The sequence below is a fragment of the Microcoleus sp. PH2017_09_SFU_O_A genome (genome assembly GCF_020738625.1).
In the GTDB taxonomy this organism is placed as follows: domain Bacteria; phylum Cyanobacteriota; class Cyanobacteriia; order Cyanobacteriales; family Microcoleaceae; genus Microcoleus.
The window spans coordinates 1-16571 of sequence record NZ_JAEQCF010000031.1; the positions used below are offsets into that span (position 1 = coordinate 1).

Genomic DNA, 16571 nt, shown 5'->3' on the forward strand with positions numbered 1-16571 from the left:
ACCATTTTTTTGTCCTCATGCGAGAGCCCTGCCAAGGTCTACATCAACATACATACTATGTCGCTTGTGTCAACCTTTAATACTGAACCGACGCCCTAGACAATAGACCTTTTGCAAAAGCCCTTTTAATCAAATTGTGGGACGCTGCTGGGAGAAACGTCCCACAATAAAAAAGATTTTTGTGGGACGTTGCTCCCAGCAACTTCCTAACTATTTTTGCAAGAAGTCTATTCCCCCTCTGACAATTAATCCACCCTGGGTTAACTGGGTTTAAAGGGGGTTGCTCTCAGTTTATTGTGCTGTTGTCGGAATGGTTTTTTGTAGGATGAGTTGAAAGGTTTTTTCAATGCTTTGTACTGTCATAACTCAGAAACGAAACGAGATAACTGTTTGCTTAATCTGCTGCAAACTACCTCGTAATGTATCAGAATTTCTCGCCAGTACGGTACACCACAATTGTTAGACTACAACAGCATATTAGATAGAGCTTGGATCGACTCCCATGAATCCGACTTTTATGCCAGCAGATTTCATTGCTTTCATTGCTTTATCGTGTACCAGTAGACTCAGAATTGGCACAAGTGAACCAACAATAAGCCAAATTATCCATGCAGAAAGCTTGAGGGATCTTACCAGCTTGTATAGCGCAAATATCCGAAATCCTGTTGCTGCAAAATGTGCGAGTAAACGTATAGGTTGTAGATTTATAGCTTGATTTTGTAAAGAAACATGAAATAGGTTAATAACTATCAAGGCGAGGATAGACCATAAAAACAATCTGTGATCCTCGGCAATTTTCTGAAGTTCTAGACGCGAAAAAGTTGTAGTCATTTACGACTCCTTAAAGATGATTTAATGGTGGATATTTCAATTTATTGATTGATGAACTATATCGAAAATTGCGATTGCCAGATCAAATATAGGTTCTTCCTTTGTGATTTGAGCGATCGCTCTCTGCTTTATAGTATTCCTTTTAATATTATTTTATTGTAAGGCTCTAAAATATAAAGATTTATGACCTACATTCCGCACTTCTTAACATAGCCAGAAGTGTATCCGCTCAATAATCCGGGGTAAATCGCTCAACGATGCACCTCAAATGACGCAAAATCGTTCCTGAGTGGGTAGCAGTAGGGTGCGTCAGCCACTTCTGCCTCTCCACCTGAAAATTAGGCTAATCGCTGACGCACCCTACAATATCTATCCTGACCGAGTATTAGCTAACAGCTACAGCACTCCCTAAAGGATGCTGCTCTAAAACAGCTTTCAAATACTTCCCAGTATAAGAACGAGGATTTGCCGCCACATCCTCCGGCGTCCCCGCCACAATAATTTCCCCTCCCTTATCTCCCCCTTCTGGCCCCAAATCGATCGCCCAATCGCAGCACCGAATCACGTCCAAATTGTGTTCGATGACCAAAATTGAATTACCCTTATCCACCAATCTTTGCAGCACATTGAGTAAGTGGTGAACGTCATAAAACGACAAGCCAGTCGTGGGTTCATCAATCAAATAAAGCGTCTTCCCAGTAGCGCGACGCGACAGTTCCGTAGCCAACTTCACCCGCTGCGCTTCCCCGCCAGAAAGCGTCGGTGCAGGCTGTCCCAACTGAATGTAACCCAAGCCAACATCCACTAACGTTTCCAGTCTGGCGCCCGCCCTCGGAATATTTTTAAACATTTCCGAAGCTTCCTCCACAGTCATGTTCAAAACATCAGAAATTGACTTGCCTTTATACTTCACTTGCAGCGTTTCCCGGTTGTACCGCGCACCTTTACAAACCTCGCACTGTACGTAAACATCCGGCAGAAAATTCATCGAAATCACGTTCACGCCTTGGCCGCCACAAGCTTCGCACCTTCCCCCTTTCACGTTAAAAGAAAACTGCCCGGCTTTGTAACCTCTTGCCTTCGCTTCAATGCTTTCGGAAAACAAATCCCGAATCACATCAAAGACTCCCGTGTAGGTAGCGGGATTGGAACGCGGAGTGCGGCCGATGGGAGATTGATCGATGACAATGACCTTATCAACCACATCATCTAGAGAGCGTTCGCCCTTGGTTTTTAGGGCGTCCATATCGGGTGGTAAAGGAACTTTTTTGGTCAGATAGTGTTGCAGTGACGGATAGAGCAATTCATTGATTAAAGTTGATTTTCCAGAACCGGAAACACCTGTCACGCAGACAAGTTTTCCCAGGGGAATTTCCACATCGACGTTTTTTAAATTGTTGCGACTCGCATTTTTGAGCGAGAGAGCTTTGCCGTTGCCTTTTCTCCTTTCATTGGGAGTTTCAATTACTCGTTTTCCCGACAGATAAGCACCAGTCAAAGATTCTTCGGCCGCTAGCAAGTTTTCTAAACTTCCTTGCGAGATGATTTTGCCGCCGTGAACGCCTGCGCCGGGGCCGATATCGACAATGTGATCGGCGGCGCGCATGGTTTCTTCATCGTGTTCTACGACAATCAAAGTATTGCCTAAATCGCGCAATTTTGTTAAGGTTTGCAGCAGGCGAAAGTTGTCTCTTTGGTGCAGTCCGATGCTGGGTTCATCTAAAACGTAGAGGACGCCGGTCAAACCGGAACCGATTTGAGTTGCGAGGCGAATTCGCTGGGCTTCTCCGCCGGAAAGTGTCATGGCTGCACGGTCTAATGTCAGGTAATCTAATCCGACATCGAGCAAAAATTGCAATCTTGCTTTGATTTCTCTGAGGGCTAAATCGGATATTTGAAATTGCCGATCGCTCAATCCCAAATTATTGACTCGTTCCCGACATTCGCGAATCGAAATCCCCGTCAAATCCACAATTCCATAGTTTCCTAACCGTACAGACAGCGCCTCTGGTTTCAAGCGTTTGCCGTGACAACAATCGCAAGAGCGATCGACTCGATACTGTTCCAGCTTCTGTTTGATCAAATCAGAACCTGTATCGTCGTACTGGCGCTGCAACATGGAAATTACGCCCTTAAAATCTCTCCTCAAATCGCTGGCGTTGCTGTCTCGCTTCTTGCTTTCTGCGGTTTGTTTTGACTCATTACCGTACAAAATCACTCGCTGGTGTTCGGGCCTCAAGCGGAACCAAGGAGTGTCGATATCAAACCCGCAACTATCGGCAACGCTGCACAGCAAAGAGAGATAATAGGAGTTGTCTTTGTCTGACCAAGGGGCGATCGCACAATAAAGAGGTGCTTTCTCATCAGGAATGACTAACTCCGGTGCAAAAGTCCGCAAACTCCCCAAACCGTGACAGTTGGGACAAGCGCCGTAGGGCGAATTAAACGAAAACAACCGGGGCGAAAGTTCTTCCATCACCGCGCCGTGTTCGGGACAAGCAAAGTTCTCCGAAAATACGATCGGCCCATTGGCTGGTTCAGAATTTTCGTCAGGCGGTAACTCTTCTACGATCGCAATTCCCTCAGAATGTCGCAAACAAGTTGCCAGAGAATCCACTAAACGCTCTTCTAAACCCGGTTTTTTAACTAACCGATCGACAACTATCTCGATATTGTGGATATGATTTTTATCTAATTCGATATTTTCCGAAAGTTCTAAAATTTCTCCGTTAACTTTGACGCGAATAAATCCTTCGGAAGCTAAACTCGACAATAATTTGCGGTGAGTGCCTTTTTTTCCGCGCACAACTGGGGCCAGAAGGTGAAAGCGAGTACCGTCTGGAAGTGCCATAACTCGATCGCACATTTCATCAATTGTCTGCGGCGCAATGCAGCGATCGCAAATCGGACAGTGCGGTTCGCCAGCTCTGCCGTAGAGCAATCTAAGATAATCGTAAATTTCTGTAACAGTGCCGACAGTCGATCGCGGGTTGTGCGAAGTTGACTTTTGGTCGATCGAAATAGCAGGGCTCAACCCCTCTATCGCATCGACATCCGGCTTATCCAACTGTCCCAAAAACTGGCGGGCGTAGGCGCTGAGAGACTCCACGTAGCGGCGCTGTCCCTCGGCAAAAATTGTATCGAAAGCCAGGGAAGACTTACCGGAACCGGAGACACCGGTAAAAACTATCAGTCGATCGCGCGGCAGTTCCAGATCGATATTCTTAAGGTTGTGCTGTCTCGCACCGCGAATCCGAATCGTATTTTGGCTGTTGGAGTTAGAAGTCATCACATGATGCCCGTTGTCGGATGCACTTGGCTGGCTGTGTGAGGTTTTGGCGCGTTGGGACATGAGAGTAGTGCAAAACAGTGCTTAACCATCTTAGCGCTGCCTTTGGACTAGCTGGCATCCAAACTCAAGAATATCGAATAATTTTAAACAGTTGACAGTTGAGAGTTGAGGGTTGAGGGTTCAGTTTTATTTTCCGCTGCTGTTTGCACAGTAGACTGGATAATGTTTACTTCCCCTGCTTTGAAATTCATATTAAAGAATCTTAAAAAATTGACAGTTAACAGTTGACACTTGAGGGTTCAGTTTTAATGCCCGCTGCTGTTTGTAGAGCAGACTGCATATCGTAGACCAAGTGCATTTCTGAAGTAAAATCGAGTCTAATCCTTTAATTGCTGAGGTCTGGTGTGATGCCAATTCCCAAACTTAGTGAAACGATTATCAAGAATAACAGTTCTGAGCGATCGCTCAACCGAGCCGAAGATTACTATCTCGGTGGCAATGTTGCTAGCGCAGTTCTCCGCGGCAATATGGTGCAAGCAAAAGTATACGGTTCTCAAGTTGAACCTTACGATGTTACCTTGCCCTTTACTCATGCCGGATTAACATCTGGAGTATTCTGCACTTGTCCTTACGATGGCGATGGATGGTGCAAACACATTATCGCTACGCTGTTTTTGTGCCTGCGAGAACCAGAAAAAATTGAACGGGGCGAAACGCTGGAAGAGTTGCTCTCTCGCCTCAATGACGCCCAAATCTATGAGTTAGTAGAGCATTTAGTGGACAACGAACCCTCGCTGATAAGTGCGATCGAACTATACGTCAACTCAAACGCTGTGTCTGGGCCGACAAACCAACTGGCGACAACACATCGGCGAAGTGCGATCGATCCTGCTCCTTTTCGGCGACAAGTGCGAGAAATTTTCCGACAAGCTCAGAATCATTGGGAGGATGAATATGCTTATGATGAAGAAGACCCGATTACAGAAGAAATTTTAGAACTGATTCAGCAAGCCCAGGAATTCAGCGAACATGGAGACGGCAAAAATGCTTTAGTAATTTTAGAAGCCATTACCTCAGGTTGTGTTGATGATTGGGATGACGTAGCAGAATATGGTTGTGAAAGTTATGAAATCACTAATGCTTTGGATGAAGCTTGGACAGAAGCCATTTTGACGGCTGAGCTAACTGCTGAAGAAGAAATAGATTTCGAGGTGATGTTAGAAGGTTGGAAAGATGAATGGGATTGTGATTTCAGTATGAGCTTGGAAGCTTTACGGCAAGGTTGGGACTACCCGCCACTCCAGCAGATACTAGAAGGAAACCTTACTGGACAAGGAATTTGGGATGTTGACGCACCAGATTATGCTCATGACTTAACCTTGACTAGATTGCAAATTCTCGATCGGCAGAATCGCGACAAAGAATACTTATACTTAGCCAAAGCAGAAGGCTGCATTCAACAATATCTGACAATGTTAGCTCGTTTGGGGAGAATAGAAGAAGCTGTGAAAGCTGCCGCAACCGACATGACATCAGTGGAAGAAGCTTTTGCTCTAGTTCAAACCTTACAAGAAGACGGCAACTCAGAAGAAGCTCTAAAAGTTTGTCAACTTGGGTTAAATTTACCCGGAAATTCTACCTATAAACTGGCAGTTTGTATGAGTGAATTAGCCGATGAATTGGGAGAAAAAGAAGCTGCGTTTAAGGCTAAAATGAAAGTTTTTGAGATTCAACCTTCCTTGAATGATTATCTTTCATTGCAGGAGTTATCCGGAGATAATTTGTCAACTTTGAAAGCAGATTTATTGGCAATTTTAAGAGCCACTCAAAGCTACAATTCTACCGAAGCGAAGGTTGATATTTTTCTGCATGAGAAACTGATTGAAGAAGCGATCGCCCTTGTTGACACATCCTACGGTTCACAACTGGTTCATCGAGTGATGATGGCGGCAATTCCCCATCGCCCCGATTGGGTAATCGTCAATGCTAGTCGCCGCGCTGAATCGATTCTAAATCAAATGAAATCAGCCGAGTACGATAGTGCGATCGAGTGGCTAGAAAAAGCCCGTGCTGCCTATATACAAACTGGGCGAAATGTTGAATGGTCTGCTTATCGCGCTCAACTCATGGAAGTACACAGTAGGAAGCGGAAATTCATGGGCTTGTTCAAAAACTCATATTTAAACTGAGTCTTAACTTTACCTTCATTCAGTTCACAGTTGACAGTATTTGTAGGGTGCGTCGCCACCAACAATCTTTGCATCAAGACCGACAATTTGATAGCGATGCACCTGACACAATTCCCATGTATGAGGTGCATCGCTTGCTAGATAATTGATTGAATTATGGGATTAAAGAAGGGAGAGGCACCCTACGAACAATCTGCGTTTATCTGTGTTTATCTGCCTCGCATCTGCCGTTGACTTATCAATATTATTTGACAACAGCAGTCGGTGCAACCATATTCCAATTTACCCGTGAAGCACCGTACAAAATAAAATTATTCAAAAGCCCGTAAGCATCCCCGCAATTGTAACCTTTAGCCTCAACACACTTCTTATCAGCCCTCTGATTCACAGCCACAAAAATATCAACTCCATCCGGCAACAAACCCGCATACATCTGCAAATTAGCAAAATCATCAAGGATGCGACCTTTATCGTCCACAGGCGGCAATTTCCACTCTTTCGGATTGTTACTTCCCCCTAACTGAATTGCCCAAGCCTCAGTACCATCGAGCGCTCCGTTATGAGCAGTATATCGATTCCAAACATTATTTCGCCTTTCCCCAATGCGCGGATTGTTTTCATAACCGCCCACCCAATATTGTGACATGAATTTGAGAAAAACTCCAGCTTCCGCAGCAAGCGAACCAGTTCCTGGACTCAAATCTGTACTTCTTCGGGAAAAAGGAACCTGGCTTAAATTCCAAGACCAGTTAATCTTCCCTGGCTGCGGATTTATCCAGCTAGAAAAGTCGCAAAAATTACCATTCCAAATACAGTGCGGTCGCTTCAAATCCCATCCCTTACCGTAGTAATCTTTGCCGTTCCAGTGGCGTTTTTCCGGCTCGCGATCGCCAAAATTTTCTACTCCTTGGCTCATGAAAATTCCCTTGGTAGCCGTAGTAGGAATTCCCAACTCGGTTTTGAAGAAAACCTCCAAAGCAGAGCCTTGATGAGTTTCTAGTTTACCCGTTTTAGCAGCAAATCTGCCGGAAGCTACCAACTGCTGCAAAATAATCGTAGGAAATGCCGGACTGGTATTGGAATAATGATATTGACCGAGAGGATACTGAAGGCATCGCCCAGCCAAAACCATCATAGTTTCTTCTAAATTAGGACTAGGCAAAAAATAGCCTGCATTAGCAGAGATGCCGAGTTGATTTTTAGCAGAAATGACAGATTTGTTCCCCCATTCATTGACAAGTAGCTGTTCTTGGGATTTAAAATCTGCTGGGGTTTTCAGATTTCGCAGCACTGGCAAATTTGCCGTCATATCTTCACCGTATCTGGGCGCGCTCCGCTGAAGTCCCGAGCGATGGGATAATAAATTTCCGAGGGTGACGTTTTGCCACTGTTTGTCTGCAAATCCTGAGTTAAGATTGCCACAATTACTGTCTTTAATAGCAACTGGAAATTTGACTTTTCCCGAAAATGCCGCGTGCAATTTTTCCGGGATAATGGCTATTGGATATTGCTTGTTCAAACCGGGAATTAGCGGCGGATAATGTTGGGGGTCGAACAATTTCATCCCTTCAATTTGGTCGTCAGTCAGTTCTAAATTTGCCCGATCGCGCGCCGTCTGTTTTAGCGCCCAGCGCACCATGGCAAAGGTAACAGGCTTGCTGATACTGCCGATCCGCATGGGGGTATCTGCGGGTACGATCGCACTTAGAGGGGTCTGCATATCGTCACCGCAAGCCGGATTTGAGTTATTGGTCGATCGGTCTTTCATGCGCCCCAAACCCCAAACACCCACGGGCTTACCTTTAACAGAAACACCGAGTACGGCGGCACCGACGCAGCGGTGGCGCATAAATTCTGTCAGCGATTGTACAATTGGCTGGAGTTGTGCGTCGCCGCTACCGCTAACGGGGATGCTTTCTTGGGCCAAAGCTATGTTGTTGTTGGACTCGAAAACCTTTCCCAATCCTCCTAAAAGGATAGCTGAAATTAATATCAAAGTTGTGTAGAAAAGTCGGTGGTATTTCGGTCGATCGTCCGCAATTTTCATCATAAAAACTCCTATTTTAAAATAGTGAGAAATCCTCAATTTTCGCCCTGAGGTAGCGAAGCTTAAGCGTGCATTTCAGAGTGGCAAATGTGTCTGGTAGGGGCGAAGCATGACCGCAGTAAATATCAGATCATAACTAATAACTTATATGCGGTCATGCTTCTTCAGGCTTCAAAAACCAGATGCACCCAAGCTTAAGACTATTGAGGGATTGGAGGCGCGGACAAGAATACTTGATTCGGGTTAACATTAGTTAAGTTTGTCTCTAAAACAACACCAATCAAATTGTCCTTGTAGAAGATACCAGTATCTTGAACCTTGTTATTGCTCCAATCGCCAGCTTTCAGCGAATAGCCGTCTGCTAGATTGCCTTTAATTTGGATTTTATCAGTACCTAACGTAAAATCCGTAATCGTAGCGTAGCCAGTGCCGAGATAGTAAACATTATTAACATTACCGAGTACAAATGTGTCCGCACCCGCGCCGCCGGCGAGAGAATCGGATTCACTACCTGCGCCGATACCGTTACCAGCACCCGAAAAATTAGCACCGTCAAGGTAATCGTTACCGTCGCCGCCGATTAGATAATCTTTGCCGCTTCCTCCGAATAGATAATCGTTGTGAAGGCCGCCAGACAGTGTATCTTTGCCACTACCTCCATACAGGAAATCCTCGCCAGCTTCGCCGTATAATTTATCATTACCCGCGCCGCCATCTAGCTTATCCCCCCCGAAGCCACCGTAGAGGATGTCATCTCCGCCGCGACCTGACAAGATATCATCGCCTTTATAGCCGTAGATTATATCATTTGAAATCTGAATTTGACCTTGACCGTCGATTGTCCAATCATCTCCCACTAACGATTTATGGAGTTGACCGTCGCCGTTGACAGTGTTGTTGTCGTCGTAGTCAGTACCTTTGATAAGTGAGGACATTTTTGTTGCTCCTTGTGGTTTTCCAATTAGTGCAAGAATGAGAAAGACTCAACTAACTGGCTTGATGTATTTAGTTTCTCCTCTCGTCAAAGAACCGACAATGGGAATAAAATCAGGTGTTTAAATAAACACAAATATGGCCGGCACCACTGATTTACAGTAAAAACCAAAGTTAATCAGTTAAAATAGGGAAAAGTCAGGGTGATTTCCCGATAGAGGAACAACTCCTCTCTTGCCATAGTCTGCATACTTACGTGTATATTTAATTACCCGTGTCCAGCCCATGAAATCAGAATTAGAATTCTCTTGGAACAAAACCAAAGAATCTGCCGATCGCATTTTTGCCCAAAACACCGGCAAATATCTCAGCGACATCGAAATGAAAGTCCTGCAAGGTTCTTGGGAAGGCAAAAGTTACGATGAAATCGCCACAACTTACGGCTACAGTGCTGAATACCTCAACAAAGATGTCGGCAATAAATTGTGGCATAAGCTTTCCGAAGCTTTGGGAGAAAAAATTACCAAGAAAAATTTCAAAGAAGCTCTAAGAAGAGCTTATGAAGCAGAATGTAGTCAATCTATTCAGACAAATCCACCTTTAGAAACATTGCCGGCGGTGGCAAATTTGCAGTTCCCCGAAGGTTCAGTAGCCTTAGATTCACCTTTTTATATAAAACGTTCTAATATCGAATCACTCTGCAACGAAACAGTTCTCAAACCCGGTTCGCTGATTCGGATTAAAGCACCGGAAATGATGGGCAAAACTTCACTAATGAACCGCATCTTAGCTCATGCAAAACTGGAAAAATATCACGCAGTTTATTTAGATTTGAGCGCAGCAGACCGAGGAATATTAACAAATCTTGATAAGTTTCTGCGCTGGTTGTGTTTGATGGTCAGCCGACAGTTAAAATTAGAAAACAAATTAAACGAATATTGGGATACGGATATCTTAGGTAGCAACGATAACTGCACAGTTTACTTTGAAGAGTATTTGCTAGCAGAAATAGAAACTCCCCTAGTGTTGGGATTGGATGAAGTCGATCGCCTATTTGGCTACACTGAAGTAGTGGAAGACTTTCTGGGGATGCTGCGAAGTTGGCACGAAAAAGCCAAGATTTCGGATATCTGGCAAAAACTGCGGTTGGTAATGGCGCATTCTACCGAAGTTTATATTCCTTTGGACATGAATCAATCTCCGTTTAATGCGGGGGTTCCCGTGGAGTTGCAGGAGTTTGACAGCCAGAAAATTCACGATTTAGCGCGGTTGCACGGCTTGGATTGGGATGAAGGGCAGTTGGGAGAGTTGATTTGTGCGATCGGCGGACATCCTTATTTAGTAAGATTGGCAATGTATGAGATTAGCTGTGGCAAAATTTCCTTAACTCAGCTATTAGAAAACGCAGCCTCAGAATCGGGAATTTACAGCAATCATTTACGCAAGCATTTGGAAATCCTGCAACACAATCCCGAATTAGCTTTAGCTTTGAAAAAAGTTGTGAATTCTGCCGAACCAGTTGAATTAGATTCCATGCAAATTTACAAATTGCACAGTATGGGAATTGTGCGGCGGCAAAACAATTATGTCCTGCCGCGTTGCAATTTGTACCGCGAGTATTTCTGCCGTGTTTTAGGTTAAAGAAAACACGCTCACCTTTCGGTGAGACGTAGGGCTTCTCGCGAGTTAAGCTAAATCTTTTTCAAAGTGAGCTTCGTCAATGTATTACCAACCTTTTCGCAAGAAAGCTTGGTATTGTTTGGAAGTTTGCATTTGAAAAACCAACTAGGTTTTTTGTTTGTTTGCTTGAATTCCAGATTTACATTATTAGCACCTACGGAGGCAACTACTGCACCACTTTCAAAAGGAGTATTATTTTCTCCTATAAATTTCCATGTTCCTTGCTGGTTTGCTCCCTGTTTGATAACCATTTCAACAGAAGTTACTACATCATCACCTTGAGAATAAAGACTCCCTTTCCAGTTACCGACAATCGAAGATGGGGAAGTAATTACTTCATTGATTTGAAGGTGATTAACCTGTTGTGATTTTAAGGGGTTAGCCAAAACTTGAGAAGTCTTACCTAAAATTGCCATTGCGGACGAAAAAGATACTGCCATCAAGGTGGCAAGGATTATGGATGTTACAGGTCGTACAACTGAGAGGCTTTGGTTTTTAATGTTCTTATCCATGATGATTCTCCAAGTAATGTTGTTGGGTAATAAAATTAGGTATTAGAGCGTATTAGATGCGGAGATAAACACCTGATTTAGGTTAAGTTTGGTAATATTTTGATCTTGCATAACACCAATCAAATCACCCTTGTAGAAGATTGCCGTGTCTTGGACATTGCTACCTTATTTTCCCGATCGCTCTTCGAGGCAGAGACTCTGGATATCGGTTCCCAGACAGAACCTGCGAACCAGTTACCCTACAGATAAAATTAGACGAAGGAGAGGGTTAAATCCGCAGCCATGTTATCTGAAACCACGGCAATCATGTCACCTTGATAAAAGATTTTCGTGTCTTTGGTTGACTGATTTCCATAACCGTAGTTGCCAGACGTAAATTCGTAATCTTGCTTTTTACCCAGCATCAAAATTGCATCTCCATCTGCTTTCTTAAAGTCCCAAATAATCGCATAAGCAGTCTCGCCCAGACCATCTAAGTAAGGAAGTTTAGGGTCTGGCCCCCCGTTCATAACTAGCGAGAATTGATCGGCTCCCGAACCACCAATTAAGGTATCGACTTCATAAGAATCATATTTTCCTTGATCGTTGGTGTGACCAACGAGAATGTCATTCCCACTATTGCCTTCCAACCAATCGGAACCGCGACCGCCATAAAGCTGATCTTTACCACTACCGCCAAACAGGAAGTCGTCACCATCAAGACCTTTGAGTGTATCTGCACCGCGACCACCAAAGATGGCATCACTAACCTGATTGTCATCATTTCCTACTAGGTAATCATTTCCTGGTGTTCCATTTATGTTGTCATTGGGTAAGCCACCTATTTTATCGATGCTACCAAACAAGCTGTTAGTAAAGTGACGGTCAGAGGCGATTACTTCACGTGTTTCTAGCATTAAATTATCATCGGGGTCTGTCCGAGGAACATCGGTCAAGTCTTCAATAAAACGGGGTTTGTTAGGCTTAGGTTCGCCATCGGGGTCTGTCCAGGGAACATCGGTCAAGTCTTCAATTAAACCGAATGTAGCGGTAGAAATGTTAGCATCGGCGATCGTTCTAAGTGCTGTCATGGGAGTAGTTCCTATTTTTGACTATTGTTTAAGTTTGCGGAAGCAATCGGCGTTTGTATTTTGTTTGCTGCACCTTTTGCTTCCTGTTATCAGTTTGTTGCTAAAAATCATGAACCGCAATGGTGATATAATCAGGTGTTATAGGAACTGACAAATAGCTTTCGGTTGTGAATTTATAGGAAAAAATCAGGTACAGCCCGATCGCAAATCAGTAAAAGTCAGGTTTTTTGCTAAATCTCTACATAGTCAAGTTTGCGATCGTACAATCAAAGCTAGATTTGGGTACAAGCAATGACCAGAGAATTTCCAGTTAGTTATGAATATCAGATTGGCGGTAGTCTCCCAGCAGATGCGTCGTGTTACGTCACGCGCCAAGCAGACTTGGACTTTTACGAATGCTTGAAAGTTGGTGAGTTTTGTTATGTTTTGAACTCGCGCCAAATGGGTAAATCTAGTTTGCGGGTGCGGGCGATGCGAAGGCTGCAAGCGGTCGGTACTGTTTGTGCTTTTATCGATTTAACTGGGATTGGTAAGGAAGATGTAACTCCCGAAAAATGGTATGCGGGAATGATCAATTCTTTGGTCAGTAGCTGTCAGTTAGGTGATAAAATTAATTGGCGCAATTGGTGGCGAGAACGCCGGGATTTGTTATCGCCACTCCAGCGGTTTAGTTTGTTTATTGAAGAAGTGGTTTTAGTTGAGATAGAACAAAATATAGTTATTTTCATTGACGAGATCGATCGAGTGTTAAGCATGAATTTTTCGGCAGATGAGTTTTTTGCTCTGATCCGCTGGTTTTACAATCAAAGAGTTGACAATCCTCTATACAGTAGGTTGACTTTTGCGCTGTTGGGAGTGGCGACTCCTTCGGATTTGATTGCGGATAAAACTCAAACTCCTTTTAATATTGGTAAGGCGATAAATTTGGGCGGTTTTAAAATTGATGAAGTGCAGCCTTTGATTGATGGTTGGCGGGGGCGGGTTGTAAATTCTGAAAGCGTTATTGCTGAGATATTAAATTGGACGGGCGGACAACCTTTTCTGACGCAAAAGCTGTGTAAGTTGGTGTTGGAGGAATCAGCATTGGGTAATTCGCGATCGGTTGAACAGGTGGTGCAGTTGCGGATTGTGGATAATTGGGAATCCCAGGATGAACCCGAACATTTGAAGACAATTCGCGATCGCATTCTGAGAAATCAGCAAAAAGCCGGACAGTTATTGGGGCTTTACCAGCAAGTTTTGGAATCGGCTAACCCCCCCCAACCCCCCCTTGCTAAGGGGGGGCTAAATACCGCTATATCTCCCCTAGGAATGGGTGAGCTAAATTCTGTTCTTGCTCCCCCCCTTACCAAGGGGGGGCTGGGGGGGGTTATTACCGATGGCAGTCCCGAACAAACCGAATTGCGACTGTCAGGTTTAGTGGTGCAACAGCAGGGAAGATTAAAAGTTTACAACCGAATTTATGCCGAAGTTTTCAATCTGGAATGGGTGGAAAAACAGTTAGGCAAGCTGCGGCCTTATGCGGAAAGTTTTAATGCTTGGGCTGCTGCTAATTTTGAGGATAATTCGCGGCTGCTGCGGGGAAATGCGCTGCAAGAGGCTCTGGAATGGTCGATCGATAAAAATTTGAGTTATCTCGATTACCGCTTTTTAGCAACATCTCAAGATTTGGAAAAACGAGAATTTAAATTAGCTTTAGCCATTCAAGAAGAAGAAGGTCAGATATTAGCAAAGGCGAATGATACTTTAGTTTCAGCTCAACAACAAGCAAAAGTAAAATTAACTCAAGCCCAGCGGAGGGCTACCCGGATTATGGCTATCGGTTCTATAGTTCTGGCAGTTTCTATCATCACAGCAATCTCGATCCAATTACAAGTAAAAAAAGCCCAACAGGAACTAGCAGAACAACAAGTAGTGCTACAAACTTCATTCTCTAAAGTAGCTTTAGTTTCCGATCCTTTTGCAGCACTGCTGACAGCATTACAAGCAGCACAAAAGATGAAAGAATTAGAACCATCAGCTACCAAAGATACACAGATGCAGGTAATGAGAACCCTGCAACAAGCAATATATCATGTCAGAGAACGCGATCGCGCGATCGGTCATCGTGGCGCTATCAGAAGCGTAACTTTCAGTCCCGATAGCAAAATTTTTGCTTCTGCTAGCGAGGATGGTACGGTAAAACTGTGGAATGCCAAACCAGCGACATTGATATCAACCCTGACAGGACATACTGGTAGAGTTACGAGTGTGAGTTTTCATCCTAATGGCAAGATTTTGGCTTCTGGCAGTGAAGATGGTACGGTCAAGTTGTGGGATGTAACGCGCAGCACTTTAATTAAAACTATTAAGGCTCATCATAGCTGGGTAAGAACTGTTAGTTTTAGTCCTGATGGTCAAATTCTCGCTTCCTGTAGTTCCGCTGGTTTTATTAATTTGTGGAAAACAGCCGACGCTACATTATTAAAAACTCTGAAAGGACATACCAATATCGTTACTCATATTAGTTTTAGTCCCGATGGTAAAACTCTCGCTTCTGCAAGTTTCGATACAACCGTGAGGCTGTGGAATATTGGCGATGGAACTATCATAAATACTCTGAAAGATCATAAAAGTAATACCAGAAGTGTCAGTTTTAGTCCCGATGGTAAAACCTTAGCTTCTACCGATCAAGAAGGCCTAGTCAAACTGTGGAATGTATCCGATGGAACTTTGCTACAAAACCTCCCAACTCATCGCAGGGCTGTCTGGAGTGCGATTTTTAGTCCTGATGGCAAAACTCTAGCTACTATTAGTTCCGATAGTACCGTAAAGTTGTGGAATTTAGATGATATAAACGACAATAGAATTGAACCGCAACTTCTCAAAGGACATCGCGGGAGAATTGAGAGTATCGGTTTTAGTCCAGATGGCAAAACTCTGGTTTCTGGAAGTTTTGATAGTGCAATCAAGCTGTGGAATTTAGAGGTTAGGGAACCGCAAACTATTAAAGGAAATAGCACTAATGTTCAAGCTGTAAGTTTTAGTCCCGATGGTAATACGTTGGCTTCCGGTAGCGACGATTTTAAAATAAAGCTGTGGAATAGCAAAAATGGTACTTTACTCAAAACTCTTAACGGTCATCAAGGTCGGGTGTTAAGTGTTAGTTTTAGTCCCAATGGTAATATGTTAGCTTCCGGCGGTGATGACAAAACAGTAAAGTTGTGGAATGTGCAAGATGGTAGATTGCTAAAAACTCTCAACGGCCATCGTGCTTGGGTAAGGAGAGTTCGCTTTAGTCCAGATGGGAATACCGTTGTTTCTGGTAGTTCTGATAGTACAGTAAAACTTTGGAATGTCGCAGATGGTAGGTTGCTGCAAACCTTTAAAGAACCTCGCAGTATTGTCACCGATTTAAGTTTTAGTCCAGATGGAAAAGCTCTAGCTGTGGCTTGTTCTGACGGTGATATAATGCTATTAAATTTAAAAACAGCTACTTTGATGCAGGCTTTTCCAGCCCATAGTGGTTGGGCAAATACCATTAGTTTTAGTCCCAATGGTAAAATTTTAGCTTCTGCTGGTTCGGACAGTATCGTCAAACTATGGAATGCCGAAAATGGCAGCTTATTGTTCACTCTCAAAGGACATTTATCGGGTGTAACTAATATCAGTTTCAGTCCTGATGGCAAGATTTTAGCTTCATCTAGTGAGGAGGGTACTGTGAGGCTGTGGAATATAGAAAATGGTATGGAAATTTCCACGTTAGAAGGGCATCTCGGTAGCGTTAATAGCGTTATGTTTAGTCTCGATGGTAAAACATTGGCTTCTGCTGGGCTTGACAATACTATCAAGTTGTGGAACTTAGAACTTGATTTAGATCGTTCTATTAGTCAAGGTTGCTTGTGGTTGGAAGATTACTTTGCTTCCTATCCTGAAGAGGCGATAAAATTTAGCCAAATCTGTAAATAAATAATTTATGGCTGAGCGATTATATTGCCAATTATCCTGAAGAAAGGGCGATCGCAGATTTGTGCTGTT

At 43.7% G+C, this 16571-nt stretch carries 9 protein-coding genes; 3 read left to right on the forward strand and 6 right to left on the reverse strand.

Annotated features, from left to right (window positions below; genetic code table 11):
• Positions 1-477: 477 nt before the first annotated feature.
• The gene (locus JGK16_RS13175) at positions 478-831 is read right to left on the reverse strand and encodes a hypothetical protein (RefSeq protein ID WP_293181709.1); all 354 of its coding nucleotides are present in this window, start codon (positions 829-831) and stop codon (positions 478-480) included.
• Between the two features lie 385 nt (positions 832-1216).
• Complete coding sequence (gene uvrA, locus JGK16_RS13180) at positions 1217-4183, reverse strand: excinuclease ABC subunit UvrA (protein ID WP_293181710.1); 2967 nt, start codon at positions 4181-4183, stop codon at positions 1217-1219.
• 347 nt (positions 4184-4530) lie between these two features.
• On the opposite strand from uvrA, the gene JGK16_RS13185 reads away from it, so the two are divergent.
• Positions 4531-6312, forward strand: coding sequence for an SWIM zinc finger domain-containing protein (locus JGK16_RS13185; RefSeq protein WP_293190860.1), 1782 nt, complete (start codon positions 4531-4533; stop codon positions 6310-6312).
• Positions 6313-6556: 244 nt separating this feature from the next.
• On the opposite strand, the gene JGK16_RS13190 is transcribed toward JGK16_RS13185, so the two are convergent.
• Both JGK16_RS13190 and JGK16_RS13195 read right to left on the reverse strand, forming a co-directional pair.
• Positions 6557-8362 carry a serine hydrolase gene (locus JGK16_RS13190; protein WP_293181712.1) on the reverse strand — a complete coding sequence of 602 codons (1806 nt, stop codon included), beginning with the start codon at positions 8360-8362 and terminating at the stop codon, positions 6557-6559.
• Positions 8363-8559: 197 nt separating this feature from the next.
• Complete coding sequence (locus tag JGK16_RS13195; protein WP_293181713.1) at positions 8560-9294, reverse strand: calcium-binding protein; 735 nt, start codon at positions 9292-9294, stop codon at positions 8560-8562.
• Between the two features lie 283 nt (positions 9295-9577).
• Here JGK16_RS13195 and JGK16_RS13200 point away from each other — a divergent pair, with 283 nt between their 5' ends.
• On the forward strand, positions 9578-10933 hold the full coding sequence (locus JGK16_RS13200) for an AAA-like domain-containing protein (protein ID WP_293181714.1): 1356 nt from the start codon (positions 9578-9580) through the stop codon (positions 10931-10933).
• A gap of 50 nt (positions 10934-10983) precedes the next feature.
• Here the strand turns inward: JGK16_RS13200 and JGK16_RS13205 are convergent, their stop codons facing one another.
• Positions 10984-11484, reverse strand: coding sequence for a hypothetical protein (locus JGK16_RS13205; protein ID WP_293181715.1), 501 nt, complete (start codon positions 11482-11484; stop codon positions 10984-10986).
• 251 nt (positions 11485-11735) lie between these two features.
• Positions 11736-12554 carry a hypothetical protein gene (locus tag JGK16_RS13210; protein WP_293190862.1) on the reverse strand — a complete coding sequence of 273 codons (819 nt, stop codon included), beginning with the start codon at positions 12552-12554 and terminating at the stop codon, positions 11736-11738.
• A gap of 291 nt (positions 12555-12845) precedes the next feature.
• On the opposite strand from JGK16_RS13210, the gene JGK16_RS13215 reads away from it, so the two are divergent.
• Positions 12846-16502 carry an AAA-like domain-containing protein gene (locus tag JGK16_RS13215; protein ID WP_293190864.1) on the forward strand — a complete coding sequence of 1219 codons (3657 nt, stop codon included), beginning with the start codon at positions 12846-12848 and terminating at the stop codon, positions 16500-16502.
• Positions 16503-16571 lie beyond the last annotated feature (69 nt).

Coding starts and splice junctions, on each gene's coding strand:
- JGK16_RS13175 (WP_293181709.1), bottom strand. CDS start 831: ATGACTACAACTTTTTCGCGTCTAGAACTTCAGAAAATTGCCGAGGAT.
- uvrA (WP_293181710.1), bottom strand. CDS start 4,183: ATGTCCCAACGCGCCAAAACCTCACACAGCCAGCCAAGTGCATCCGAC.
- JGK16_RS13185 (WP_293190860.1), top strand. CDS start 4,531: ATGCCAATTCCCAAACTTAGTGAAACGATTATCAAGAATAACAGTTCT.
- JGK16_RS13190 (WP_293181712.1), bottom strand. CDS start 8,362: ATGATGAAAATTGCGGACGATCGACCGAAATACCACCGACTTTTCTAC.
- JGK16_RS13195 (WP_293181713.1), bottom strand. CDS start 9,294: ATGTCCTCACTTATCAAAGGTACTGACTACGACGACAACAACACTGTC.
- JGK16_RS13200 (WP_293181714.1), top strand. CDS start 9,578: ATGAAATCAGAATTAGAATTCTCTTGGAACAAAACCAAAGAATCTGCC.
- JGK16_RS13205 (WP_293181715.1), bottom strand. CDS start 11,484: ATGGATAAGAACATTAAAAACCAAAGCCTCTCAGTTGTACGACCTGTA.
- JGK16_RS13210 (WP_293190862.1), bottom strand. CDS start 12,554: ATGACAGCACTTAGAACGATCGCCGATGCTAACATTTCTACCGCTACA.
- JGK16_RS13215 (WP_293190864.1), top strand. CDS start 12,846: ATGACCAGAGAATTTCCAGTTAGTTATGAATATCAGATTGGCGGTAGT.